A 25,925-nucleotide genomic window follows, 5' to 3' on the forward strand; every position below is an offset into this window, starting at 1 on the left:
GCGAAAAGCCAAGGAATTAATCCTTGGCTCATTCATTAGATTTAATGTCTTACAACTTTGATTGTTCTCTTTTTACTTTTATTACCTGCCTTATCCTTTGCAGTTACAGCAAGTGTTGTTCCTTTTTTCTGTGCTTTGATTTTTACTGAGTAGTTTCCTTTTGAATCAGCATTAGCTGAGCCAAGGGTTTTACTTCCTACTTTCACAGTAACTCTTGAGTTCGCTTCAGCTTTCCCTTTTACTTTTTTATCGTTATCATCTACTTTATAAACAGTTGGCTTTTTCGGTGCAATCACATCTGCAACAGTTACCGATGCACTTGAACTTACATTTCCAGCACCATCTTTAGCGCTAACTGTTAATTTTGCACCTGCTTTTTGAACAGCGATCTTCACAGAATACGCTCCATTAGAGGCTGCTTTCGCCGTTCCTAGCACTTTGCTTCCGTTTTTAACCATAACTGAAGAGCCTGCCTCTGCCTTTCCAGTTACTACTTTGTCGTTATTATCAACCTTGTTCACTACTGGCTTGCTTGGTGCAACAACATCTGCAACAGTTACTGTCAAACTTGCGCTCACATTTCCAGCGCTATCTTTAGCTGTAATGGCTAACTTTGTGCCTGCTTTTTGAACAGCGATCTTTGCGGAGAAAGCTCCAGTGGTTGTTGCAGTATTGGCAGTTGCCAGTACTGTATTCCCACTTTTAATAGTAATAGTAGATCCGGATTCTGCCTTTCCAGTTACAACCGTATCATTATTATCAACCTTATTTACACTCGGCTTATTTGGCGCAACATTGTCTATAAATGCAGCACCGATAAGGTATAAATCATTTTCTGTATTATTGTCCAAGTAGTTATCATAGAAGTTATCTTTATCTAGAACTCCCACATAGTATGTACCACCTTTAGCTTGGTACGCTTGGTATTCAATCCCGGCCGCATCAAATTCCGAGCCTAAATATACTAATTTATCATTCTCAACAAAGTCTTTTTGCTCTACAGCGAATCCTAAATCAATAGCACTCGAGTTAGCTGCCCCAGCTACTAATAAAATACCATCCTTAGGCACGACTACTTTATGAATATCAAGATCAAACAATGGAAGTAATTGACCAATTGTTGGTTTTTCATATGAAGTATCATCTGCAGAATCAAAATCATTGTTGGGCTCCGTTTCAAGCAAATAATCTTCACTACTAGGAATACTACTACTCGTAACACCCATTTTATTAAAGCTTTTTGCTGAATAAGACGGAGAACCTTTTACTACTTTTTCAAGTTGATTTAGCGCATAAGAATTAATAATACCTTTTTGGAGTGGCTTTTCAACCTGACGTTCAATGAATTTCTTTGATAACTCATACTCGTTTCCTTCTGCCTTAACAGTACCAATAGACAAAGATGAAACTAATAACCCTACTGCAGCCAACGACAAAATTCCTTTATTACGCACGAAATCCCCTCCGTTTTTTCATTATAAAGAACACCATGCTATACCTATACTACTACATCCTTCCCGGCACGACCATTAGATTCTATAGGCATTTTTCTACAAAAAATACAGGGATTATATAAAAAGAGAAGTAACCACTTTGGCTACCTCCTGCCATCCACTTGTTCTTCAAATTGATATGAAAAATAGCTGAAATTGCAAAAATCGGCCTCAAATTTCACATTTGAACCCCAAAATGACACCTTTCACTACAAAAACGGCTCCAAATTTGATTTTTAGTCGTTCGATTCGTGCTGCCAAAACCGCTATTATGAATGTGCTGGAATTGTTGATTTGGCGGTTGTAAAGCACAAAATAAGCGGTAGAGGGTGTCTGGAAATGACGGGTTTAAAGTCAGGCAATATTGAGGGATTCGAGCAGTTTTCACAATTTTCTTCACTGAAGGAATTGAATACACATATCGAGAAGTGGTTAACCGTTCACAAGCATGATTTTTCTAAAGGGGAATTGGTAGGGTTTAAGCGGCTGGTTCGTTTTTCTTCAAAATTACCTGGCGTATGCAATGCCAAAATTGGAACGGTCTTAAAAGCGATTCACGAAGAATACCACCTTAATGGAATCTCGCGCTCAACCTTTAAACGAATGATACTAAAAGCAAAAGAATTGGGAATTCTAACGGTTTATGAAACTGAAAGAAAGAATGGTTCGCAATCTAGTAATCTATATATCATCAATCGATTTCCTGCAAATGAACCACCTAAAGAGGAAATACTGGACCACCCAAAAGAAACTAATAATCTTTTAAAAACTGAAAAAGATCAAAAGATAAAAGAACGTAAAGAAGAATCGTCCGTATTAGACCATACCTATGTGAGTGACCGAGTTCCACAACCTTTTGTCCAGCTAGTAAAATGCTTTTTTCCTGAAGCAATGACCATCGAAGAGTATTGGAGGACAGTGAATTTGGCTGCGGCTAGCTACAGGTGGGAACTTGATCTACACCAAATCCAAGATGTGGCTATCCAATCCTTCAAGCAGCTCATAAGGAAGTTGAAGTTCAACAGAAATGTCAGGAATCCATTCGCTTATTTTTACGGAATCGCAGAGAATAAGTTTTGCGTGCTTTTTCATGAAGTACTTAGGGATAAGTATGATTTATCTGATGCGGAAATGGAGTTTAGTCTTGGTTTGAGCAAGAATTACTATTCTATATCATATGACCGTCAAACATATCTTCCGAGAAATTGGGCGAGGATAAATCAAGCCAGCCGACACTCCCTATATCCAATGACACTGCCAATTCATGAACGGCCAACCGCAATGCCATTAATATTATAAAAATTCTCAGAGAGCGAGATATCGTAGTTCCATGAGATACACTACTAGGTCGATTCCCATTGTTCTTTATTAATTTTTTCTAAGGGATTGTTGCTTTCTTAAATTCGCTCATTGGGAGTGAAAATTCGCTCATTGTACAACGGAATTCGCTCATTGATGCTTAAAATTCGCTCATTAAACACAATAATTCGCCCATAGACTAGTTAGGCGTATAAAAACGATGAGATTTATTGTTTAAGGGGCAGATTTACACCGAAATGAAGCTTTGATTTGATTGACTTTGATTTAAAACAACGATGTTTGCGTAAAAATGCTTACTTTTTAAGCACAGAAATCCCCTCCACTTTGTGTGAAGGGGACATATTGTTAATATTTTATTCAATCAGTACCGAAATCTTCATTCATTTGAATCAATATATTTCACGATTTTCTCGCAAATTTCATGGGTAATCAGTGAATCATCAATAGATGGTTCCGGTGTGTTATTATTTTGAACGCAATCAATAAAATGATCTAATAATTGATAAAAGCCGCGTTTATACAGGGTTGGCTCCCAGTCACCGAATTTTGAAATATTTATTTCTTTATTATGATAGTGAGTTGTTTCTACGAGACTGTTTACGACGTATTTATCATGTCCAGTCATGTACTCAATGATTTCTTCTGTGACACCGCTATTTCTGTTCATGATCCCGATAACGGTACATCCTTCTCCAATGAGTGTGATGACCAAATGTTCAAGCATTTCACCATTTTTAAGGTACTCTACCTTGACATCTTTGACCTCTGTATCCATCAAAAACCTGAGTGTATCGACAACATGGATAAAATCTTCCACAACAAACCTTCTTACAAAGTCTGGAGCTGAGAATCTATTTTTTTGCATGATAATTAAGTTGGCTTTTCCCTTTTCTTTCAGCTCTTTGACTTTCGGTATAAATCTTCTATTAAAACCAACCATGGCAATCTTACCGTTCTCTTTTGCAAGCTTGGCAATTGTTTCAGTTTCATGAAAATTCATCGAAATCGGCTTGTCTATGTATGTATGGATCCCATTTCTTAGTAACGTTTCAGCTATTTCAAAATGGGCCTCTGTCGCTGTACTCACAATGGCTGCATCGATGCCTATCATGATTAGTTCTTCTACAGACTGAACCTTTTCTTGAATCCTATATTTTCTTGATAAGCTGTTTAACGTGTCTTGATTTCTTGTACAAAGCACTAATTCAATACCTTCTTTTTCGGAAAGAACAGGTAGGTAGGCTTTTTTAGCAATATCACCTAATCCAATAATTCCAATTTTCATCTTCTTCACTCCATTATAGGCACTAATGAAAATTATACTGTTATAGACATTATTTATCAATTTGGCAAAGGGCGTTTAAACACCCACCTACCAGATTAAAAAAACGAATCGGATAACCGAGTCGCCTTTTTTGGGTAATTGAATTTTCTTTTTATAATAATACTTTTTTGTGATGTTTTTTATCAAATCATACTATTTAACTTTATCTACCTGTTCAATTGCATGTAGTTCATAAATCTTTCAGCCGTTAGTACTATATGGATCACTGACCTTCACCTAAAGCAAGTGGCAGCCTAACCTCAGCCGTTGTACCGTGATTTTCTTTACTTTCAAATGTCAGTGTTCCTTTATGTTGTCTGATAATCCTGAAACAGGTCATCACCCCTAATCCCGTTCCTTTTTCTTTGTTGCTATAGAAAGGTTCACCTAGTCTTTTTAATCGTTCTTCGCTTATTCCGATACCATTATCCCTTATCTGGATGGTGAAATATTCTTGATTGATAAAAGCTTTGACTCTTATGAAACCATTATTCTTTTTATCCGTTGCTTCAAAACTATTCTTGCAAAGATTGATTAATACTTGTTTAATTTGATTGGCATCACACATAACCAATGGGAGGTTCGGTTCCATTTCAACTGAAAAGTCAACATCATTAAGGATTGTTTCTGATTCGAGTAGTGTTTCAATTTCTTTTAACATTGAAGGGATCTGAACTAACTTAGGTTGAATTTCTTGTGGTTTGGCAAGTGAAAGAAATTCTTTTATGATCTCCTCAATCCGATTAAACTCCGTCAGGATGACGTCAAAGTATTCATTTTTTACGAAACCTTCTCGGAATAATTGGATAAACCCTTTTATAGATGTTAGTGGATTTCTAATCTCATGTGCAACCCCTGCGGCCAACTCACCAACTAATGACAACTTCTCAGCATTCAATAGCATTTCTTCCGCTTTTCTTTTCTCTGTAATATCTTTTCCTACAACCATAATGTGTTCAAATTCGTCATTTTCATCTACGACGGGGGTTCCTGTACAATCAAATAATTTCCATTCACCATTTGCATGTAACAGCCTCAGCTCAGCTTTTGCAGGTAATTTAGTCCTGATCACCTCCGCGAATTGGTCCATGGCCCCATCCACATCCTCAGGATGAATAAGATTTAACGTACTATTTCCTTCAAAATATTCTGGTGAGTAACCAAGGACGGATTCGTGTGATGGGGATGCATAGATTCCTTTCCCCTTTAAATCGAATAAAATAATTAAATCTGTCATGTTTTCAGCAATCAACCGATATTTACTTTCACTCTCAAGCAAGGCTTTTTCAGCATTCTTACGGTCGGTAATATCGATACATGAACCAATTACCTCCACTACTTCGCCACCACGTTTAATGGGTCTTAACGCGGCTAGATAAGAGATTCCATTAAGTTTCTCTTCATAATGAACATGTTCTTCCCCATTCCACGCTCTTTGGTAGTATGCTTGCTTATTCTCTGCCATCTCTTTCGGAAGAAAATCACTCAACTGTTTTCCTACTACAATACTCGGAATAAGGCCTAAGCTATACAATAATTCACCATCACACAAGGTGTGAATAAATTTACCGTTTATTTTTTTATATTTAAAGGTCATTCCCTGCTGCAGGCGAATCGTTTCATTTAATTCTTTTTTGGCGATACGTACTAATTCTTCGGACCACATGCGTTCATTAACATCCTGCGAGATTCCATAATCCTTGACTATTTTCTGAATGCTAACGATCGAATTTTCTAATTCGTTTGCTGAAAGTGGTTTGGCGAATAGAAACCCTTGTCCTTCATCACAAAGATGTTCTTGCAAGAACATTAGTTGCTTCTTTGTTTCAATTCCTTCAGCAACTACGTTTAAATTCAAATTATGGGCCATTGAAATAATGGTTTTTACAATCGTTTCATCATTCGGATTATTTTGCAGTCCCCGTACAAAGGACTGATCAATCTTCAAAGTATCCAAAGGGAATTTTTGTAAATAATTCAAAGAACTAAAACCTGTCCCAAAATCATCAATACTAAGGCGAACTCCAATCTTTTTAAGCTTTTGTAAGGTTGTAATGGTGCGTTCTATATTCGCTGTTATGCTTTCGGTAATCTCTAATTCTAAATATTGGGGCTCCAGCCTTGTCTCGTTCAGGATCCTAGCAACTGTTTCATCTAAATTAGAAAGTGTAAATTGCTTGGCTGATAGATTGACAGAAATCGTGGTGGTAAATCCTTTTTGCTGCCACTCTTTATTTTGCTTACAAGCAGTGTATAAAGCCCACTCACCAATAGGAATAATTAATCCTGTTTCCTCTGCAATAGGAATAAAGGTTCCAGGTGCTACCTGGCCCCATTCTGGATGATTCCAGCGGATTAAGGCTTCTACACCTACAATTTTTCCTGTTTTTAAACTCATTTTCGGCTGATAATGGAGGAGTAATTCCTCTTGTTGAATCGCTTTATGAAGATCCATTTCCAATGCCAAGGGATTTATATTGGAAGCCTGATTATTCGATGAATAAAACTTAAAATGATTTTTCCCTTCCTTTTTAGCTTGGTACATGGCAAAATCAGCATGCTTAATTAAGGTTTCCACCGTTTCTCCATCTTCTGGGAATATACTGACCCCCATGCTCGGACGAGCATAGATATCATAATTTTGAATCCTAAATGGAGCAGCCACCACATCCACAATTCTCCTGCACACTTTTGCAGCCACATCTCGATCAGCGTCTTTCAGAATGATAATAAATTCATCGCCGCCTTGCCTAAAAACGATGTCTTTATCTTTTAAAGAAAAGGTAAGCCGTTTGGCTACTTCTTTAAGCAAATCGTCTCCTGTATTGTGACCGAGGGTATCATTGACCACTTTAAACCGATCAAGATCCATAAATAAAACAGCCAATTTTTGTTTTCTTTTTGCCGCACTGACCAGTTCGCTTGTTAGACTTGAATTTAACTTATTGCGATTTGGCAAACCTGTTAAATAATCATGGTAGGCCATATGTTCATTTGCTATTTCAATTTCCACTTGTTTCGTAATGTTCTGAGATATCCCAAAAACACCATTAACTTCTCCATTTACGAAAATAGGTGCCATTGTCACATTTAAATGAATGATCGAACCCTTCCGATCTAATATAGAGGTTCTAAAATTTTGTGCCTCTCCTTTAATGCATCGTGTAAAATGATCTAATACTTCTTCCAGTTTTTCAGGGACAATCATTTCCTTAAAATTGATCGGCTTTAATAATTCTTCCTTACGATACCCCGTTACTTCTTCACAAACACTATTACAGCTAGTAAAATTACCGTCTAAATCAAACGAGTATACACTATTGGCATTATGTTCAAATAGCGATTTATACCGTTGGTCATTTTTATCTAATTGTTCAAGTAAGGCTTTCTTCTCTGTAATATCTATTCCAACCGCCATAATGGCTGGTTTCCCATTAAATAGAATTTTGGTTCCAGATGCTTCTACATCTATGGTCTTTCCATCTACGGTAATTAATTTACATTCACTTGGGCCGACTTTTCCATTTACTAACACTTCCTTAAAACGGTCCGATAAGATTTGCCTACTGTCCGGATGAATAAAGTCAAAGAGATCCCTGCCAACCAGCTGATCATCATAAACGGCACCAAGCCCCTCTAATCCAGCTTGATTTACAAGAACTATTCTTCCTTCTTGATGAACAATAATAGGTGTTGGAGAAACTTCTACTAAACTTCGGTATCGGTCCTCACTTTCTATGAGTGAACGATAATTGTTTTCGTTCATTTTAAGCTGTTCTTGTAATTTTAAAGATTCTCTTTTTTGTAAAGTAATGTCATGTACAAAACCGCTTATGGCGATAACCTTTCCCACTTCATCTAAGATTGGATGAGAACGATCTTGCACCCATCGAACCTCACCATCGGAACGAATGATTCGATATTCTACAACTGTTGACTCCCCTACTAATTGCCTGTTGATTGCATCTTCAATCATCCATTTGTCTTCCGGATAAACCGACTCTAACCATATAAGGGGATTCTCGAAGAAATATTTTTGCGGATACCCAAATATGGAAGCAATACCTTTAGAAACCCATAAAGTATCCTCTTGTAAGTCTTTATACCAAATCGTAAGTTCTGGGCTATCGAAAATTTTATGTACTATATTTTCTTCGAATAGGGAAGCAATAGATCCAACATTCATTTGAATACCCCAATCTAAATGTATTAAAAAAATAAGGCTATTTCTTTTAGAAATAGCCGATGAGATCGTATCATTATTCGGTAACCCGGCGATCATCGTTATGGTTTATAACCTTAGACCCGTAGCTTTGCGCCCTCATCTTTCAGTAAGTTTGCCTCTATCGAATTTTATGGTCTAATTACAGTATTTTCTGAAACTATTATACTATTTTTGATCATAAAATAAACCCCCATTGATTAGGGAATATCGGTAAATCCTTCCAAACCTAATTTCCAATTCAAATGAGGATTTATTTATCTACAAAAGATTGATCAATTTTTAATTGATCAAAAGGAAAATACCTCAGATAATTTAAGGAAGAGTAGCCCGTACCGAAATCATCAATTGATGTGACAAGCACTAATTTCAATCCTCAATCCAAATCTCGGTGAAGTCTTCCTCCCCCTCGTCAGGAATAGGTGTTGAATCGCTAGATGACTCATCTTCTTCAGGCTTGTCCGTTTCGTCTGTACCAGTTGGTGGTTTTTCCATTCCCTCCATGTCGGACTTTATTTTTTCTATTTCCTCCTGTACTTCCTCCGTTATTCTGCTAGGTATAACATCTTTTCCATAGGTCGCTCCAATATTGAGGGCACCGCTCAACGCATGAATGCCAATCTGGCCAATGTTATTGTGTTGTTCATATTTATCTAAATAAAATTTATCAATATATAACGTTTTAATAATAGGATTCTGATTCTGCTGGATCTCCTCGCTTTCTTTTTTCTCCCATTTTTCCAGCATAAGATTATGCTTTTCTACTAGTTCTCCTATTTGAATGATGATCCCAGCTTGTACCTCATTAACAGTTTCATAATTTTTCTCCAGCTCACGAACTCTTATGTTTATAAGAGAGGAGAGGGAGTCATTCTGGTCTTGCCCATCGCTCCTATTTTCCCGCGGACGCTCACTATTCGCACCCATAGCTCTTTTTGATTGACTGGCTTTTTGTGACGAAATAATTTCTTGAACCATATTCTCAAGGCGGTCGATCCTCTGTGACAGCTCATTGATTTTTTGTACTTGCAGATTAAATTCTTGTTTATTTTTAACGTTACTTTTGGAGCGAAACTCCTGTTCAGACTTATTTGCTTCCACCTTTTTCTGCTCTGTCCAAGATCTTCTTTCTTTCTCAAGTTTGTCAGTTCCAACCATCGATAGCCGAAGTTGTTTTTCAAATTCCAAAAATTTTTTCATTTGGACTTCCAGTGCATTTATCCGCAAAATTTGCTTATCGTAATCATTTGTACTGTTTATCGAGTTTTCCTTATTGTTTCCGCCGAATATCCCTTTAATAGGCATAGTAAATCCTCGCAAACTATTATTTATTTTCCTTTATGACAACCATCGTCTGAAATGCTGAAGATTGATCATTCAATTGGCACCTGTTCTTCGTTAGTATATTGCCTTTTATAGGAAACGATTAACAAGCCATTACTAAACTTTGCACGAACTTGATTGGGCAGGGCAGGTTCTGGAAGCTGAATGATCCGTTGGAAATCTCCACTATTTCTTTCTTTTTGTACCAGCTCCCCATTCATGATCTCTTTTTTGCTACCTTTTATTAATATCTTTATGCCTGATACAGACAACTGAATATCTTCCTTTAAATAACCAGGCAAATCGGCTACCAATATAACCTCTTCGTCTGTCATATAGATATCGGTTGGAGGAAAATTTTTCCCCCTCACAGGTTCTGAATTTGCTTCCCCAGGCTGACCAAAGTCAAAATTACTTTTCATAAATTCATCAAAGGAGGGCTGCTCAAAAATACCATTCCAAAAGTCATTGGATTGATACTTCTTCGCTAAATCCATCCATTGTAACATCTTATTCATATCCATGTATGGATCCTCCTCAGAAGACTCAGAAGTATAAAGCTGGTCCAATTATTCGTGTTCATCTTATACCATCGTATTTATGATTTATCAAATCATTCATGGAAAATGGATTATTACTAAAAAAATTCAAAAAGATGTTCCTACTACTGTCTCTAAACTTACTGTCCTAACATAATCATCATGGGATCAGCATAGGCTTAAGTATCCCCGGGTTTGAATAGAAAGGATTCTGGTCTATGTTCTTTTTACCAACGACTATAAATATAAAAGGTATAAAACTGAATAATGTTGATAATTTAAGTACCGTATCATTTAATTCAACCATTATTCAGAACAAAAATGTAAGTGCAAAGAAAAACCAAGGATTTGGCCAGCAATTTGCAGATGGTACACTGAGGGCTTTCACCATCTCTTCAACCATTGATAATGAGCTTCAGGATAGCACGTCACAAAAAACAACGAATAAAAATGCGTAGGAGGGTTTTATGTCTGGTCCGATTCCTTACATCAACATCAATATCAATATCATAAAGGTAAACTCTTTTGAGAATGCCTCTGCCATCAATGTCGGGCAAAACCTACTTGCTGAATGGCATAATTCAGACAAAAAAAATATGGGCTTAGGCCAAAATATGGGAGACGGAAGCAACTTTCTTGGTACAAGAAGTTTTGTGGATGACCGTGATCAACTGGATTCCAACTCTACCTTTGACTCGACGTCCAAAATTCCAATTCCAGGAGTGGGCCTATGACATTTGCACCTGCTTCACTTAACATCTTGGGGATTAAAATTAATGCCATTGACCATGGTGCAGTTGTGAATCTAGGGCCAAGTCAGCATCTGGACTTGTATGTCTCCTATAAGCGAAACCAAGGAATTGGAGAACAAAACGGTGACTTTTGCCCGATTCTGTCATCAACTTCTTGGGTGATTGACAATGATGTAGTTGATAGTTCATCCGTAAAATCAAGTATCCTATAGCCATTTGTTCCATCGTCCTAAGCTTGGGGGTATATATTAAAAACTAGGAGTGTTTACATGTTTTTTATTTCTCCGATGGTCATCAATGTGTTGGGTGTTAAAATTAATAGCAATGACAATGGATCAGTCGCCAATACAGGGTCATTACAATTAATTGACCAATTTATATCCTATAAGCGAAATCAGGCATTCGGAGAACTAATTGGTGACTTGTCCCCTGTCAACCTCTCATCCAATACCGTAGTTGACCCCGATGTCAGTGATAGCAATGCAGTTAAAAATAGTGTGGTTTAACACTTTTCCAAGTCAAAATTTATATAGAAAGAGGCGATTTCTAAATATAAATAGAAATCGCCCTTTTCTATTGTCAATTATTTTGAATGGGGGTCTGCCCCCCCAAAAAAAGAACAGTTGGCCATATAAAGACCACTGCTCTTTGTTTCTAATTATTATTTTTTACGAAAAGCAATGACACTCGCAACTACTGAAAGTAAAAGTGCAAACCCTGATAAGATTAAAGGAAGAGAGTTGCTTGTTTTTTCTGTCTTTGTTTTTACTTTTTCAGTTTTTTGAGTTTCTTGGTTCGTACTCTTTGCATCATGATGATCTTCAGTTGAACCTGCTACAATTTCTGTGATGGAATGTGGAGATTGGGAACTTTCATCTCCTGTCCACTCTACAATACTACCATCTTTATAATATTGAAATGCATCCCAAGCTGCTTTTGTTGCATTGTCTGGATTTTTTCCTACAAAGGTAAACTGTTGGAACTGACCTTGCAAAATTCCTTCCCCTGTAGCTTCAAATGTAAATGATTTTACAAGACCATTCGCATCTTTTTCATCAGAATATTTCCATCCTGGAACTGGCTGATACGATTTGATTTCCACTCCTGCCGGCGCTTTAATCGTAACCTTTGTTGTCGGCACATTCTTTTCAACCGGAACCTTAACTGTATACGTTTCCCACGCACCTGTTGTAGATTGTTTAGGCACTACCGTAACGTGGGCACTTGCTACACTTGCAAATAAGAATAATCCTAAAAAGGTTGGTATTACTAGTTTAAAAACTTTCATGTCTTTACTCCCTCTATAATGAACTTGATAATATTAATTTACATTAGACAGGGTTAAACTACATATGACTCATAAGGGCTATTTTCTTTGAAAAGTGTGACATAATTTTGACAGAGATTTTTTAAACATTATGTTCATGTTACTATTAGGATAAGAAATTCAAGAATTTTAGGGGAATTATCAATGTTATACAGAGATCTTAAATGGATTACGATTTTAATTCCCACCATTCTTATTGGTGGATTTGAGTTTTTACGGCACAGCGGCCCTTTCCTTCAAGGCATGTCAATGGAGACAGGAAATTATTTTATTACAATTTTAACATTTATCGTTTCCTTCGCTTTTTCGAACTGGATGTTTAAGACGATTAAGGAACAAAACCATCGCATCTCTGCAGAACGTGAAATACGTGCTATATACGAAGAACGTGAAAGGCTGGCAAAAGAATTACACGACAACATTGCCCAAACGTTATTTTTATTAAATGTTAACTTAAAAAAGGGAAAACTTAATGATGCACAAGGGTTAGTAAATTCCATTGATTCGAACCTCAGACAAGCCATTTACAATTTAAGAACTAGTCCATCTGAACACGTTACTCTATCAAAGAGAATTGAGAGTTGGCTGGATGATTGGAATACGGTTTCTGGTATAGATCTAAAATTTTCAATTAGTATAAATGAAAACTATTTTACTCCTGCAGAAGAAGTTCAGCTGTTTAGTTTGATACAGGAAGCATTCACAAATATAAGAAAGCACTCCGAAGCAAAATGTGCATCCCTTCACTTCAAAACCCGTCCAAATGAATGGAAGCTAATCATAGAAGACAATGGAAAAGGATTTTTCGAAAATGAAATTTTGCCAAGCAAATACGGGCTTCTTATGATGAAAGAGGGAGTATCCAAATTAGGAGCTGCCATCGATATTTCCTCTGAAAAAAATCTTGGCAGCAAAATAATAATTAAAGGGGTCAAGAAACAATAATGGAAAATTACCGGATTTTGATTGCGGATGATCATCCTCATGCACGTCTTGCCATCACCGAAATGCTGGAGGGGGATTCTCTATTTTCTATTGTGGGGCAGGCAACGAATGGAAAAGAAGCGATTGAGCTCTGTGAAAAACTGCTTCCAGATATATTATTAATAGATATTCATATGCCCGTTTTGAGTGGATTGGAAGCAACGAAAATAATAAAAGAAAAACTCCCATATATAAAAGTTATCATTTTAAGCGTATCAGATTATATCGAGGATTTATTTACTGCTATACAGTATGGAGCTCAAGGGTATTTACTGAAAAACATGGATCCGGATGATTGGCTCCAATACTTACGCTCTATTATAGAGGGGTCTAATACAACTGCTAAAGATTTTGCAGGAAAACTTCTCTATCAATTTAGAGAACGGGATTTACAAAACACTCCATCCATTAGTTCCTTAACTCCTCGTGAAAAAGAAATACTTCTATTAGTTTCAAAAGGGTTAACAAACAAACAAATAGCTGAACAACTGTTTATTTCTGAGAATACCGTAAAGAACCATATAAAAAACCTTTTGGAAAAACTGAATCTAGAAAATCGAGTACAGCTTGCTTCATATGCTTTAAAATATATCACAAAGTAGTTAAGCCAATAGCAACTTCACCCTATAAATTTATTCTTCTAAAAAAGACTATCAATCTTCGACAAAATCATAGGCGAGACAGGCACAAGGATCATCCGTTATTTAAATGAAAAAAGAACCCAAAATAAACTCGGATTCGTTTCTCCTAATAAGACTGAAAGGTCCTTCGCCTCTCTAACGCCCTCTAACGTGTTAAACTTTAGCTGAGTGGGGGTCTGACCCCATTATTCCCACTATTTGTTCCTGTTTTGAGCGTATAACAAGAAAAGGCGATACAGTATCCGTTAGGACGTCAATACTTTGCCATGCCAAGTATTCAATCTTGTTTACTTCGATAAAATGAACTTCTTGCTTAAAGCCTTCCAATCGTTGGCCCATTTCTACTAGAACCCGCGGGTTCATGTTAATTATAAATATGTCTACTTTGCTTTCCACATCTGATGCATTTACTAGTGTAATAATTATACTTATGCCGCCTGCGAAAGAAACACAGGATAAATTTTAACCTCAATTAGAACAACAATTACTTCACCTGTGCACAACCAGGAAAGTCATTAAACGACACCCATTCGATTAAATTCAATATAAGCTATACTAATCAAACGTTTGGTTGTAACAGCTGCAAGTACTGGAAAATAATAATTTCCTCTGTAAATGATGCAAGAGAATTGTCGAGATTCGCTTGAAAATTTCGCAGGAAATAATCCATTATTCAACAAAATCAGATCCGTTTCTTGCAATCTCCCATTATTCGATTAAAACATACCCGTTTAGAAACTACACAAACGTTTGATTAGAAATAGCCTCAGCATGCATTATTTCTGAGCTCCTATTAGTTAGTACACGTAAAGAATGTCAAAGGATGTGTTCAAAATGGGCGGTAACCCTATCTGTTTTTATATTTACATAGTGAATTTTAGGCAGAAAGACTGAATGAATAAATTCTAAGTAGCATAATGATAAAAAAAGCTGATCGGAGTTGATGGCTTGGCCAATTTCATTCCAGAAAAACTATCTGTTGAATACATGGATGGTCTTACGGCTACAGAACCTGTTATTCCAAGATATTACACTCTTACTCACTCTGATGTAACTGGGGAACTATTTTTAGCCATTGGAAAGCAGTATTCCTGGGATAAAATCAATCCATTGAGGGACGAGGTATTAGGTGAATGGAGAACAAACGGAATTTCCTTACACTACTGTGTTTATTTATATATAGATCAAGGAGAACTGAAACAAAATGTAGCAGCAAAACGCACGGAAATATTTAGGCGTGAATTATCGCTTGCGTTAACAGCGATTCGATACGGCGATCGTTTTTTATTCAACGCATACCCAACTCTAGATCAAGCTTCCATAATAGTGAATTTTATGTCCGCCTACCCTCAATTTGCTAAACAAGAGAATTGGGGAAATTTCGGCAGTCTTTCCAAATAGAAACCCCTCTGATATCCCATTAAATCAAAGGGTTGATGAGAAGGGGCTCTAAAGTTCCTTGACTAGATAATATCTAAAATGGTTTATTGGGTTCGTATGTGGGCTGCTGATTTTCCGCCTGGTATTGTTGACTCTTGGCTAAACCTTTTTGGACATTTTCGTCTAATGAAAATTCTGTATCACCTTTTCTAAATTGATTGGCTAGATTTTGGGCTGCAATCACTTTCTGCTGTTCACCTTTTACTTCATTAGAATTTTCCATAATATTTCTCTCCTTTGTTATAAACATAATTTTATTGATTTACCAAAGGCAGATGAATTATTCATTTATCAAAAAAAACCGTCTCTTAATAGGAAACGGTTCAGCGAAATTAACTATATGAGCGGGTCTATGTTCCTTTACAATGGCTGCCTTATTGTGTAACACCCACACACTTTACTCTTATAGTATTAAGTAACCAGCGAAAGTAAAATAAGCTGCGATTTTTCTGTTAGATGCAGAATTTTACTATACAAAAAAATGCAAGGCACCGGTACTCCCGAGAAAAAATTTCACTTTTTTCGAGTCAATAGGCGGAATTCCTCCGTCTATATAAAGCTATTTCTAATGATAATTACCAATTAAGCAGAATTTTTCCGTTATCTATTAAACTAGGGGCAGTTAGTGAAAATCCAATGATTTCAAAAGCCTTTGGTTGGAGAGGATTATGGGATGAGAGAGCTATTTTTCAGCAAATTTCCCTATCAATCAAACGTTTGATTAAAACAGCTTCATCCCTTGGTAGGTAACGCTCAATCATGCATGAGCCAAAAATAATTTGTAGAAAAATAACAAAAAATTAGTCGTTCCCTAGCGAAAAGTCAAAAGGCGACACCTTTTCGACGAAATAACAAAAAGGCTATACTAATCAAACGTTTGATTGAAACAGCCACAGGGACTGATTTATTAGAATTCCTCCTACAAAGTGTGTGCAAAGATTGTCGAGAGGAATAAATTAATTTCGCAGGAAATATCCCTTTATTCCACAAAATTAGATAGGTTTCTCATAAGCTGGGGTCTGACCCCCGAATCAACAAAAAAACACACCCAGACAGCAAGAATTACCTGAATGAGTGTGTGTTTTGCTATTATTGGTTTTTGATTGAAACTTTTAAAGCGATTTCATTTAATCTCATCCCACTTTATCAGTTTACAGGGAAAATAAGCATAGCACCTGCACACAGCACAATTATACGGATCAGGTACATAGGTACTGAGAACAACCAGAACTGTGAAAGCTTATATTTACCCATGCCTAAAATCATTGCAGGCATACCATCGATTGGCATGTACCCGCCGTTCCATCCAGATACTACAACTGCAACTGCGGCAGCAACAGGATTAAGTCCCAAACTAAGGCTAGTTGCAATAGCGATTGGCGCAAAGATGAATACAGAACCCATATTTGAACCAGTAAATGTAGCACAGGTACTAGTTAGAAGTGCAAAGATCAAGATAAGAATGAATGGACTGATATTAGTACCTAATGAATCCGCCACAACCTTTCCGATCATAGCAGTAAATCCAGAGTTAGCCAGAGCGTCAGCAACACCGATCACACCGGCCATCATAAGGATTACAGGTGCACCCATATTGTCGCGAACTTCCTTGAAGTCAAGTACGTTGATGATTAGTAAGACTGCTCCTGCAAGACCAGGGATTACATAGGAAGCATTGCCCAATTGGTTCATAAGCATCATACCAATAACACTAAGAACAAATAGAGCGATGGTAGTGTATTCTTTCCATACAGGCATAGCCACCATATCAGCCGTAGCCGCCACCTCATCCATGACGGAATCTTCCGAAATTGGATGATCTGGTAGAAGACGATAAGCAACCAAACTCCATGCTAAGAACCCAAGAGCCAGGATGAGATTCACTACAGCAAATTTCGTCATTGAAAGCCCGTCATGATAACCTGCCGTTTCCAGTACGCTGACAGTAACACCATAGAAGAGTGCTACATTGAAAGGAATCAAAGGGTGGTTAGTAGCAAACCCCAAAGGCATCATCAGTTTAGACGTAGGCATTTTTTTATTGTAAGGGATAGTAGATATCAAAGATAAAATGAGTACATAGTAACCAGTGGCACCGGCACCTGGTAAACTGGCACCAAGCATAACTACCACAAGCAAAAGAGCATAGCTCTTATAACCGCCTTTATTTACCAAAGCAAGCATAGAGGCCTGAACCTTACCAATCAAGCTAGTCTTCATTAGTCCCGCCATAACAACCATAAAGCCAGCAATCATGATAACACTTGGGTTAATGAAGCCTGCGAAAGCCTGCTGAACAGTAGACAAACCGGTGACTACTAGCAGAAGGCAGGCCAGGATTGGTGGTGCACCAAAGGCCATCTTGTCTGACATAATCAATCCAATCATTAGGATCAAGATACCAAGGGCAAGAATCATGTGCAATGTCATATCTTATTTCTCCTCTCTTAATAACCAAGTTAACTTGATAGTTTGTTAAATTGGTTTTATCCCAAAGCGGTCAGGTGATAACTTACGATCTAACTGATTTCTCCAGATGTAGGATTGTAAACCCCTTCATTTTCACGTTTTTCACCATATATATCTTCAACTGAAAAACTATTATATTTTACACATAATCTATTCTTATATGCGTACACTAAATGTAATCGTCTCTCTGCATCTTGATAAATAGTAGGATATTCAAATTGTGAATTATTCGTTTTATTCTCTGTTCCAATGAAACCTTCTGCGTGTTCAATAATTCGACCGATTGGCCAAGTATGTCCGCCATCTTCAGACACTGATACTACTACCGGGTTTCTTAATCCAGGCCATGCTACTTTCCCTTTTTCAGGATTATTAGCAGCGTTTGCATTATACGCAATAGCAATGGCACCGTTATCCAATTTAATTGCACTTATACTCGCATTATTATTTGGTAAGATGGTTGGCTCAGGCGCTGTCCAAGAATCTCCGAAATCTTTTGACTCACTTCTATAAATATAATCCGCAAATCTACTTCTCATAAATGCCACTAAATGACCATCTTCTAATTCGATAACATTGGCATGTACTCGTCCGTTACTATCAGGCATGCGTACTTCTTTCCATGTTAGTCCTTCATCATCTGATACTTGAAATACGGTAGGATCGTTTGTAAGACCTAATTCTGAATCTTCACAGATCCACGTGCTAAAGATCCATCTGCCATTACTTAATACTTGAATCGCTTGTCGAACAAATATACCTGGCTGGCTAAATAATACTTCCGGTTCTGTCCATGTTTCACCATTGTCGTATGTTTTCTGATATTTAATAATGGATGTAAACTGCATATTATCTTTACCTGGTTGTCGACCTTCCTGGGAAGTATAGATTAACCAGATGGATTTATCAGGCGCTTGGAAGAATGATGGGTTTTGCTCACTACGCGTATCATCTTGCGAGACAACTTTCGGTTCATTCCACTCCCCCGATTCATGATCAAATTTTGATAATACAATGGAAATATCGGGACTGCCTTCAAATGAACCCGCAAACCATGCACATAATAAATCCCCATTGTCTAACTTGATAATAGATGGTGCATGTGCGGTTGGAAAAGGACCAGATGGAATTAAAGAAAAATCAATATTTGTAAAATCATTATGATATAACTTACCATTTGGAATTGACTGGTTAACTACTAATCTTGTATTACTCATACTAATCACCTAATCACCCTATCTTTCTGATTAAATTTCTATCTTAATTACCGCTTTCTTATATTTCGTCGCTTGATTTATATGTTTTAACGCTTTATGTCCATCGTGAGGCAGACAAATATAGGCCATACCCTTATCAATTTTCATGATTTCTTTCGGACTGCCGTTTAATCGAACTACATCCTTTTCCGCATTATATTCAACCTCTACTACTAATTCATTAATGGGGGTCCAGGCAACATATTCCGAACCACCCAAAACAAGTTGAATATCCATATATTTTTTATGTGCTTCAAAGGTTCCTTCATCGATAGGATTCGTAGTACCTTCCTGAAAGAACAAATAACCACCATCAAAATCAAATTGCTTATGATAATCTAGTTCGACTTCATTTAATCTCTCTAAACCGTTGGCGATTTTTGGATTTAATGATCTATATTCATCTAAATTTTCTATTAAATCTATTATCACACAATTCACTTCGTTTCTTAATTAGCATTATTTGCTAGCTGTACCGCGTAATCAATGGCATTTTCAAGACTAAGTTCACTCGCAGTCATCTTACCGGCTTGGTCGAATGCTGTTCCATGATCAACTGAGGTTCGGATAATTGGTAATCCCAATGTAATATTGACTCCAGAAACTTCTTTCCATTTATTTTCTTCTTTATCATATACAAACCCTAAAAGTTTTAATGGGATATGTCCTTGGTCATGGTACATGACCACAACGATATCATACATTCCACCACGAGCTTTTGAGAAAACAGTATCTGCAGGTAATGGTCCGAATACATTAATCCCTTCACTTTTAGCTGCTTCAATAGCAGGGATGATCTCATCAATTTCTTCCGTACCAAACAATCCGTTTTCTCCACAATGTGGATTTAATCCCGCCACTGCAATCCTTGGATTTTCGATCCCCAAGTTTAAACAAGCATGATGTGCAATGTTTATTACATCTAATACTCTCTCTTTTTTAACTAAATCGCAGGCTTGTCTTAAAGAAACATGCGTTGAAACGTGAACCACTCTTAAATCACCATCAGCTAACATCATAGAAAATTTATTCGTATTTGTAAGCTCTCCATAAATTTCAGTATGACCTGCAAAGTGATGCCCTGCTATGTTTAACGCTTCTTTATTTAATGGATTCGTAACGGTAGCATCTACTTTCCCTTCAAGGGCTAATTGAATGACTTTTTCCACATAGAGATATGCCGCATTTCCAGCCACACTAGACACTTCACCAATCGGTAATTCATTTCCATCTACAGAAGCTAAGTCAATGACATCCATTGTTCCCCATTCATACAATCCATCTTCCGGTGTAGTAATGGCATTTACTTTCAAATTAATCTCTGGGTAGTTCTCTAAATATCTCTCGACAATACTTTTATCTCCAATTAGTAAGGGGTTACATTTCTCATATAAGCCTTTCTTTTGAAAAGCTTTGATTGAAATTTCAGGTCCGATACCTGCAGGATCACCCATTGTTATTCCGATAATTTTTTTCATAATGTCCTCCTAACTAACTACTTCATTCCTAATTCAATATTTTCATTTAATACTGATTTTAATGCTGTAATTCCTTCATCAGACACTTGATTAAATGGTGCTCGGCACTTCCCTACCGGATAGCCTAGTAGTTCAACAGCCGTTTTTACCACAGTATTTGGATTCGCAAATTTAAAACAATCTCTGAAACTTCTGATAGAATCTTGATATTTACGAGCTTCTTCGATATCACCATTAATAAATTGTTCATATATTTGTGCCATAGTAAACGGATAAACATTAGAACATCCTGCAATTCCGCCAGTTCCCCCAGCAAGCAGCGTCCATAATATTAAGGAATCATTACCTGATAAGACAGAAAAATCTTCTCTATTTCTTGTTCTTTCAATATATTGAAGAATAGTATCAAAGTTTCCACTACTATCTTTGACACCAACAATATTGTCAATTTGACTTAGTCTTTCAACCGTCGCAGGTTGAATAGAATTACCCGTTCTAGCTGGAATATTGTATAAAACAATTGGCATATCAACCGCTTCAGCAACTGTTTTAAAATGAGTATAGATCTCTTCTTGAGTGGCTGTTGCAAAATAAGGTGTAATGATTGATAGGTAGTCTACACCAACACGCTTTGCTTCTAGTGACAAGCGAATGGTATCTTGAGTTCCAACTAATCCTGTGGATGCATAAACTGGAACTCTCCCGGCTACTGTATCGACTACTGTTTCCATGACTTTCACTTTTTCTTGTTCACTTAAAATATAACCTTCCCCATTCGTACCAAACGCAAAAATACCATGAACACCATACTCAATGACTCTATTCACCTGATTTACGAGTTCTTCATAGTTAACTTCTTCATTGTCATACATGGGTGTAACAATTGGTGAAATAATTCCTTTTAATTTGTTTTGCACACGAATCACTCCTACATAATTTCTAGATAAATTTTACGAGCATCTTCTGGTGTTACTTCTCTCATATTATTCACAAGTAATCTTTGAACTTCCATTCCAGCCTCAACTAATCCTTCAAGATCTTCCTCCGGCACATGGAAAGTTTTTAAGCTAGTTGGAATTTCAAGTGTTTTCACAATGTTTTCAATTAAATCAATGATATATTTTGACTTTTCATTTACAGTTAATTCTTCATCTTTTTCCTTTACCACTCGATCATAGGCTTTAGCTAATAGGTCTTTAATAACTGGCTCATTAAACTTCATAACTGGTGTTAGTAGAATTGCGTTAGAAACACCATGTGCAATGTGATATTTTCCACCTAAAGGATAAGACAAGGCATGAACAGCAGTAGTCCCTGAAGAAGTAATCGCTACCCCAGCATAGAAAGAACCTAATAACATATTACGCTTCGCTTCAAGTGCATCTGGATTTGTGCATGCTTCAATAATGTTATTCATAATTAAATCTAATGCCTCTAGTGCAAAGGTATCACTGATTGGGTTAGCTTTTTTTGAAGTAAAACATTCGATAGCATGTGCTAGAGCATCAATACCTGTTGCTGCAGCAATTGGTTTCGGTAAATTTTTTATCATTTTGCTTTCTAAAATAACATGGTCAGCAATTAATTCACCATTTACAATACCAACTTTTAAATTCTTCTCAGGTACACCTACAATACTATTAGGAGTTGCTTCAGATCCTGTACCAGCTGTGGTAGGAATCATTAATGTTGTCACTTGTTTTTTAGCTACTAACGGATCCTCTAGTAAATCTTTTACAGTATAATCATCAGTCGATAACACGGATGCTAATTTAGCGATATCCATAACACTTCCGCCACCAACTGCAATGATAAAATCAGAGTTCAATGCTTTAAAATGTTCAACAACCTCTTGAGCTTCAATGTAAGATGGCTCTGTTGGTATATCAGATAAGATTTCGTACTCAATATCATTCTTTTCAATAATACTGATGACTTCCTCTAGCAATCCGACTTTAAGGATGCCTTTATCTGTAAAAATCGTAATTTTTGTCACACCGTCTTTGATAATTGTATGGAGGTTTTGCATGGCATCTGAACCTGCAAACACATTTGTTGGCATTTTTAAATTATATTGATTTAACATAATACACATCTCCTTTGTCACTTATCAATGCATCTAATTTAATAAATAGATCTTCATCACCAAATCCGCCAGATTTAGTAATGACATAATGTTCTTCATCCTTAAAATCAATGCTGCCAAGAACAATTCCAGGGAATAATTCTTTCAGAGGTTTAATTTCAGTAAGCCCCAATACTCTCATCGATTGATATAATGTATCTCCACCTGTAAATAAAATCGTTCGCTTAATACCATTTGACAAAAGATTCTTTACTAAGTATCCAAGTGACTGTCCGATCCTAAATCTTAGTTCGTTTCCTTGATCAGGCAGTTGATATACTTGATCTGTCGATACATTCCCAAATGTTTCAAACATGAAAGGTTGTTCAATTTTTAAATATTGATGGATATTTTCTTGCCCTTTTACTGTATCCCAATATTGTTTATCCCAAAGTTGCTCTATCGTTAAAGATACTCTTTCAAATCCATTCACTTCCGCAAATCCGATTTGCTTTTTTGTTACTGGATTCACACTTCCACATACAATCAATAATGGAAGTTTAATATCGTTTTGAGTGGTATCCCTATTTTTAAAGATTATTTTTGCTAATGCTTTAGCAAACCCAGCACACCCCACCGTTATATTTAATGCATCATTCATTAATAGCTCATTCCCTAGAGATAACATCTCCTCATCAGAGTGAGTTTCTATTAACAAAATGCTTTCTTCTTTTGGGGGAATTTCATATTTTTTTGTAATATAAGTTGTTAAATCTGCTTCTTTTAGTAGAAGAGATGGGATATGGCTTTCAGTTACTGGTTCGTACGGATCTTGTCCAAAAACGCTTTCACTTACTGGTATTGAATCGATAAGTAATAATCCTTCACGACTAAAGCGATTTTGTTCTGGATACGCCGGTATAAATGGAATGGATACATCTTCGAAAACATCACTCAAAGCTTTTAACTCAGAAGCTACATTTCCTCTTAATGCTGAATCAACTTTTTTAAATATATATGGAATAGTTTCTTCTTTGGCTTTTAAGGCGATCTTCTTGATCACTTCATAGGCTTCAGATTTCTTCAAATATCTTGTTTCAGTATTGAAGACAAGTACTTCTAATTGATCTGTAGTTTCACCAAATTCAAACTCTAAATCAGAGGTCACTACAGTTTTAACACCATAATTAGAGAATTGGACTCCAGTATCAAGTGCCCCCGTAAAATCGTCAGCCATTATAAGTACCCTTATCATATGTTCACCACCTACTTTATAATTGAATTATAGGTTTATACTCTATCTAAAAAAATATGATATTCATAATTATTGTTACATTTTGAAACTCTTATATTGAAAACGTTACCACAATTCAAAGATTCACGTTATAATGTTTAAATATGAAACATATAAGGAGGTTCGCTTAAAGAATTGAGTAAAGAAAAAGGGAAAGAGTATAATTTCACTCTTTCCCTCAATAATTATGCTGCTTGTCTTTCTTTAACTTTTCTTGCATTTCTTTGGTTTTTAACAAAACCTGCTCCAAGTATCATGGCTGTTACGATAGCTAGAATCGCATAAGACATAGTCCCATGTGGAAGATCAACTAATTTATCTAAACTTTTATCTTTTAAAATCATCTCTCCAGCGGTCCAAGTAAGAATACCAGCCCCAATATAGATAATGATCGGATATTTTTCCATCAAGTAAACAAGAAATTTAGAACCAATAATCATAAGCGGAATACTTATAGCAATCCCAGCAATTAATAGACCCATATGACCACCAGCAGCCCCGGCAACAGCAACAACATTGTCCAAGCTCATGGTTAAATCGGCAACCGCAATCGTAACAACTGCTTTCCAAATAGAGTTATGACTCTTTATGTGAGCATCTTCCTCTTTACCTTGGTCCAATACTCCCCATGCGATATATGCCAGCAATAAACCAGCAACAGCATGAATGTAAGGTATCCCCATAATCATCAGAACAACCGTAGCAAGGATAATACGGGCAATAACAGCAAATGCCGTACCAGCGAAAATCGCTTTATTTTGTAAATCTTTAGGTAATGATCGTGTTGCCATGGCAATGACTACAGCATTATCACCAGATAGAATAATATCAATCATGATGATTTTTAATATTGTTATAATTACTTCTGTCTCCATTTATTAAAACCTCTTTCTGCTCATTAATTATTGTCAGCTTGTCCTAATGCAATAGATAGTTTTCTTACAGTCTGTCTTTTAAGAACTGATAGGCCATTTGATCAGCTTCATTTCCCATCGTTGGGCCATGATTAGCCTGAGAAACCGATAAATACATCGCGTCCGCATTAGAAGACACGAGGGCTTTGTAAAGACTTTCGCTTTGATCAATAGGCACAAGTGGGTCCTTTCCACCGTGCAAAATCATCATCGGTGGACAATCGGCACTTACATATGTAATCGGACTACACTTTTTTGCTAGTTCGATATACTTCCAATCTGGGTCACTAGTATCGCCTCTTTCTAGCAATTGATTCAAATCTGCTAACGATTTTCCAGTTTCATTATATCCAAGAATTTGGGTTATCACATGATCTATGGATTTGCCTGCCTGATCGACTTCGGTTCCAGACAAATTCTTTATGGCTTCATTCGCGTCGTTCCTGAGGAGTGCTACTAGGTCGGATGGCGCATAAAAAATTGTTGCTGCCTTTACTGAACTCGTATATTCTTGGTTACCGCCGACATCGCCTTCCATCTCACTGCAATTTGGGCTCATTGCGACCATTGCGGCTAGATGTCCACCAGCAGAGTTCCCTAACACGCCAATCCGTTCGGGATCGATATGATATTTCACTGAATTTGCTTTTAAAAACCGCACGACTCCCTTGCAGTCGTGGATACACGCTGGGAAAACAGACTGACTAGCCAAGCGATAGGATGGAGATACAACAGTAAATCCTTGCTCTACCAATCTTATAAGTTCCCGACAATATACTGCTTTTTGAGTAACCTGCTTGTATTCTCCATACATCCATCCCCCTCCGAAATAGTAAATGATACATGGGCCTGGCGTTTTTTGGTTTAGATCTTGATAGATATCCATTTTCAGAGTGTATGGCTCCCCATTATCCAGGGTTACCTCAGCAAAGGGAACATCTTCGTAGCGCGGCGTACGCCCCGGTGGACATAAAGGTTTTACTTTAGGTAGTTGTTGTTCCATAAATTTTCCTCCCTATAAATTTTCGCACGCTATTACCAAATCAATTGCAATAATTGTCAGAAGCCCTGTTCCATTTATCTT

The 25,925-nt window shown here is 36.9% G+C and carries 24 protein-coding genes, 1 pseudogene and 1 riboswitch; of the genes and pseudogenes, 8 read left to right on the forward strand and 17 right to left on the reverse strand.

What is annotated here, in order from left to right; all coding sequences use genetic code 11:
* Positions 1–41: 41 nt before the first annotated feature.
* On the reverse strand, positions 42–1,454 hold the full coding sequence (locus tag QNH17_RS27510) for an Ig-like domain-containing protein (protein WP_283876501.1): 1,413 nt from the start codon (positions 1,452–1,454) through the stop codon (positions 42–44).
* 378 nt (positions 1,455–1,832) lie between these two features.
* On the opposite strand from QNH17_RS27510, the gene QNH17_RS27515 reads away from it, so the two are divergent.
* Positions 1,833–2,792, forward strand: a complete 960-nt coding sequence (locus QNH17_RS27515; protein ID WP_283876502.1) for a hypothetical protein — start codon at positions 1,833–1,835, stop codon at positions 2,790–2,792.
* Between the two features lie 397 nt (positions 2,793–3,189).
* On the opposite strand, the gene QNH17_RS27520 is transcribed toward QNH17_RS27515, so the two are convergent.
* The 5 genes and pseudogenes from QNH17_RS27520 to QNH17_RS27540 all read right to left on the reverse strand — a co-directional run bounded on the left by QNH17_RS27520 (position 3,190) and on the right by QNH17_RS27540 (position 10,206).
* Positions 3,190–4,098 carry a Gfo/Idh/MocA family protein gene (locus QNH17_RS27520; protein ID WP_283876503.1) on the reverse strand — a complete coding sequence of 303 codons (909 nt, stop codon included), beginning with the start codon at positions 4,096–4,098 and terminating at the stop codon, positions 3,190–3,192.
* Between the two features lie 262 nt (positions 4,099–4,360).
* Positions 4,361–8,323 carry a PAS domain S-box protein gene (locus QNH17_RS27525; protein ID WP_283876504.1) on the reverse strand — a complete coding sequence of 1,321 codons (3,963 nt, stop codon included), beginning with the start codon at positions 8,321–8,323 and terminating at the stop codon, positions 4,361–4,363.
* A 76-nt stretch (positions 8,324–8,399) separates the two neighbouring features.
* Positions 8,400–8,489: riboswitch (cyclic di-GMP riboswitch) on the reverse strand.
* A gap of 132 nt (positions 8,490–8,621) precedes the next feature.
* A pseudogene (locus QNH17_RS27530) lies at positions 8,622–8,720 on the reverse strand (EAL domain-containing protein); the annotation flags it as partial.
* Between the two features lie 8 nt (positions 8,721–8,728).
* Complete coding sequence (locus QNH17_RS27535) at positions 8,729–9,547, reverse strand: hypothetical protein (protein ID WP_283876506.1); 819 nt, start codon at positions 9,545–9,547, stop codon at positions 8,729–8,731.
* Between the two features lie 185 nt (positions 9,548–9,732).
* On the reverse strand, positions 9,733–10,206 hold the full coding sequence (locus QNH17_RS27540) for an Hsp20/alpha crystallin family protein (protein ID WP_283876507.1): 474 nt from the start codon (positions 10,204–10,206) through the stop codon (positions 9,733–9,735).
* A gap of 233 nt (positions 10,207–10,439) precedes the next feature.
* Between QNH17_RS27540 and QNH17_RS27545 the strand changes: the two genes are divergently transcribed.
* Genes QNH17_RS27545 through QNH17_RS27560 form a run of 4 tightly spaced genes read left to right on the forward strand, consistent with a single transcriptional unit; the run spans position 10,440 to position 11,479 of the window.
* Positions 10,440–10,679 carry a hypothetical protein gene (locus tag QNH17_RS27545; protein WP_283876508.1) on the forward strand — a complete coding sequence of 80 codons (240 nt, stop codon included), beginning with the start codon at positions 10,440–10,442 and terminating at the stop codon, positions 10,677–10,679.
* A 9-nt stretch (positions 10,680–10,688) separates the two neighbouring features.
* On the forward strand, positions 10,689–10,955 hold the full coding sequence (locus tag QNH17_RS27550) for a hypothetical protein (RefSeq protein ID WP_283876509.1): 267 nt from the start codon (positions 10,689–10,691) through the stop codon (positions 10,953–10,955).
* Entirely contained in the window at positions 10,952–11,185 is a 234-nt protein-coding gene (locus QNH17_RS27555) for a hypothetical protein (protein WP_283876510.1), read from the forward strand. The genes QNH17_RS27550 and QNH17_RS27555 overlap by 4 nt, the downstream gene beginning before the upstream one ends.
* Positions 11,186–11,242: 57 nt before the next feature.
* The gene (locus QNH17_RS27560) at positions 11,243–11,479 is read left to right on the forward strand and encodes a hypothetical protein (RefSeq protein WP_283876511.1); all 237 of its coding nucleotides are present in this window, start codon (positions 11,243–11,245) and stop codon (positions 11,477–11,479) included.
* 155 nt (positions 11,480–11,634) lie between these two features.
* Here the strand turns inward: QNH17_RS27560 and QNH17_RS27565 are convergent, their stop codons facing one another.
* Positions 11,635–12,261 (reverse strand): YcnI family copper-binding membrane protein, encoded by a 627-nt coding sequence (locus tag QNH17_RS27565; RefSeq protein WP_283876512.1) that lies wholly within the window; start codon positions 12,259–12,261, stop codon positions 11,635–11,637.
* A gap of 183 nt (positions 12,262–12,444) precedes the next feature.
* On the opposite strand from QNH17_RS27565, the gene QNH17_RS27570 reads away from it, so the two are divergent.
* The 3 genes from QNH17_RS27570 (at position 12,445) to QNH17_RS27580 (ending at position 15,326) form a co-directional block, all read left to right on the forward strand.
* Positions 12,445–13,245 (forward strand): sensor histidine kinase, encoded by an 801-nt coding sequence (locus QNH17_RS27570; protein ID WP_283876513.1) that lies wholly within the window; start codon positions 12,445–12,447, stop codon positions 13,243–13,245.
* Positions 13,245–13,886 (forward strand): response regulator, encoded by a 642-nt coding sequence (locus QNH17_RS27575; protein ID WP_283876514.1) that lies wholly within the window; start codon positions 13,245–13,247, stop codon positions 13,884–13,886. Before QNH17_RS27570 ends, QNH17_RS27575 begins: the two co-directional genes overlap by 1 nt.
* Before the next feature lie 987 nt (positions 13,887–14,873).
* Positions 14,874–15,326 (forward strand): staygreen family protein, encoded by a 453-nt coding sequence (locus tag QNH17_RS27580; RefSeq protein ID WP_283876515.1) that lies wholly within the window; start codon positions 14,874–14,876, stop codon positions 15,324–15,326.
* Between the two features lie 73 nt (positions 15,327–15,399).
* Here the strand turns inward: QNH17_RS27580 and QNH17_RS27585 are convergent, their stop codons facing one another.
* The 10 genes from QNH17_RS27585 to QNH17_RS27630 all read right to left on the reverse strand — a co-directional run bounded on the left by QNH17_RS27585 (position 15,400) and on the right by QNH17_RS27630 (position 25,844).
* A complete protein-coding gene (locus QNH17_RS27585) occupies positions 15,400–15,588 on the reverse strand; it encodes a hypothetical protein (protein WP_283876516.1) in 189 nt (62 codons plus the stop codon).
* 923 nt (positions 15,589–16,511) lie between these two features.
* On the reverse strand, positions 16,512–17,795 hold the full coding sequence (locus tag QNH17_RS27590) for an SLC13 family permease (RefSeq protein WP_283876517.1): 1,284 nt from the start codon (positions 17,793–17,795) through the stop codon (positions 16,512–16,514).
* A gap of 89 nt (positions 17,796–17,884) precedes the next feature.
* Positions 17,885–19,051, reverse strand: coding sequence for a sialidase family protein (locus tag QNH17_RS27595; RefSeq protein ID WP_283876518.1), 1,167 nt, complete (start codon positions 19,049–19,051; stop codon positions 17,885–17,887).
* Positions 19,052–19,081: 30 nt separating this feature from the next.
* Positions 19,082–19,522 (reverse strand): NanQ anomerase/TabA/YiaL family protein, encoded by a 441-nt coding sequence (locus QNH17_RS27600; RefSeq protein ID WP_283876519.1) that lies wholly within the window; start codon positions 19,520–19,522, stop codon positions 19,082–19,084.
* Between the two features lie 17 nt (positions 19,523–19,539).
* Entirely contained in the window at positions 19,540–20,568 is a 1,029-nt protein-coding gene (gene pdxA / locus QNH17_RS27605; protein WP_283876520.1) for a 4-hydroxythreonine-4-phosphate dehydrogenase PdxA, read from the reverse strand.
* A gap of 17 nt (positions 20,569–20,585) precedes the next feature.
* Positions 20,586–21,485, reverse strand: a complete 900-nt coding sequence (gene dapA / locus QNH17_RS27610) for a 4-hydroxy-tetrahydrodipicolinate synthase (protein WP_283876521.1) — start codon at positions 21,483–21,485, stop codon at positions 20,586–20,588.
* A gap of 11 nt (positions 21,486–21,496) precedes the next feature.
* A complete protein-coding gene (locus QNH17_RS27615; RefSeq protein WP_283876522.1) occupies positions 21,497–22,654 on the reverse strand; it encodes an iron-containing alcohol dehydrogenase in 1,158 nt (385 codons plus the stop codon).
* Positions 22,638–23,888: a four-carbon acid sugar kinase family protein gene (locus QNH17_RS27620; protein ID WP_283876523.1), complete on the reverse strand. Its 1,251-nt coding sequence runs from the start codon at positions 23,886–23,888 to the stop codon at positions 22,638–22,640. The genes QNH17_RS27615 and QNH17_RS27620 overlap by 17 nt, the downstream gene beginning before the upstream one ends.
* Positions 23,889–24,112: 224 nt before the next feature.
* Complete coding sequence (locus QNH17_RS27625) at positions 24,113–24,802, reverse strand: TerC family protein (RefSeq protein WP_283876524.1); 690 nt, start codon at positions 24,800–24,802, stop codon at positions 24,113–24,115.
* Positions 24,803–24,866: 64 nt separating this feature from the next.
* Positions 24,867–25,844: an alpha/beta hydrolase gene (locus tag QNH17_RS27630; RefSeq protein WP_283876525.1), complete on the reverse strand. Its 978-nt coding sequence runs from the start codon at positions 25,842–25,844 to the stop codon at positions 24,867–24,869.
* Positions 25,845–25,925: the final 81 nt, after the last annotated feature.

The sequence above is a fragment of the Neobacillus sp. SuZ13 genome, from assembly GCF_030123365.1.
Taxonomy (GTDB): domain Bacteria; phylum Bacillota; class Bacilli; order Bacillales; family Cytobacillaceae; genus Neobacillus.

Coding starts and splice junctions, on each gene's coding strand:
- QNH17_RS27515 (WP_283876502.1), top strand. CDS start 1,833: ATGACGGGTTTAAAGTCAGGCAATATTGAGGGATTCGAGCAGTTTTCA.
- QNH17_RS27585 (WP_283876516.1), bottom strand. CDS start 15,588: ATGGAAAATTCTAATGAAGTAAAAGGTGAACAGCAGAAAGTGATTGCA.
- QNH17_RS27625 (WP_283876524.1), bottom strand. CDS start 24,802: ATGGAGACAGAAGTAATTATAACAATATTAAAAATCATCATGATTGAT.
- QNH17_RS27520 (WP_283876503.1), bottom strand. CDS start 4,098: ATGAAAATTGGAATTATTGGATTAGGTGATATTGCTAAAAAAGCCTAC.
- QNH17_RS27615 (WP_283876522.1), bottom strand. CDS start 22,654: ATGTTAAATCAATATAATTTAAAAATGCCAACAAATGTGTTTGCAGGT.
- QNH17_RS27630 (WP_283876525.1), bottom strand. CDS start 25,844: ATGGAACAACAACTACCTAAAGTAAAACCTTTATGTCCACCGGGGCGT.
- pdxA (WP_283876520.1), bottom strand. CDS start 20,568: ATGAAAAAAATTATCGGAATAACAATGGGTGATCCTGCAGGTATCGGA.
- QNH17_RS27545 (WP_283876508.1), top strand. CDS start 10,440: ATGTTCTTTTTACCAACGACTATAAATATAAAAGGTATAAAACTGAAT.
- QNH17_RS27570 (WP_283876513.1), top strand. CDS start 12,445: ATGTTATACAGAGATCTTAAATGGATTACGATTTTAATTCCCACCATT.
- QNH17_RS27620 (WP_283876523.1), bottom strand. CDS start 23,888: ATGATAAGGGTACTTATAATGGCTGACGATTTTACGGGGGCACTTGAT.
- QNH17_RS27540 (WP_283876507.1), bottom strand. CDS start 10,206: ATGGATATGAATAAGATGTTACAATGGATGGATTTAGCGAAGAAGTAT.
- QNH17_RS27595 (WP_283876518.1), bottom strand. CDS start 19,051: ATGAGTAATACAAGATTAGTAGTTAACCAGTCAATTCCAAATGGTAAG.
- QNH17_RS27565 (WP_283876512.1), bottom strand. CDS start 12,261: ATGAAAGTTTTTAAACTAGTAATACCAACCTTTTTAGGATTATTCTTA.
- QNH17_RS27590 (WP_283876517.1), bottom strand. CDS start 17,795: ATGACATTGCACATGATTCTTGCCCTTGGTATCTTGATCCTAATGATT.
- QNH17_RS27575 (WP_283876514.1), top strand. CDS start 13,245: ATGGAAAATTACCGGATTTTGATTGCGGATGATCATCCTCATGCACGT.
- QNH17_RS27550 (WP_283876509.1), top strand. CDS start 10,689: ATGTCTGGTCCGATTCCTTACATCAACATCAATATCAATATCATAAAG.
- QNH17_RS27555 (WP_283876510.1), top strand. CDS start 10,952: ATGACATTTGCACCTGCTTCACTTAACATCTTGGGGATTAAAATTAAT.
- QNH17_RS27560 (WP_283876511.1), top strand. CDS start 11,243: ATGTTTTTTATTTCTCCGATGGTCATCAATGTGTTGGGTGTTAAAATT.
- QNH17_RS27525 (WP_283876504.1), bottom strand. CDS start 8,323: ATGAATGTTGGATCTATTGCTTCCCTATTCGAAGAAAATATAGTACAT.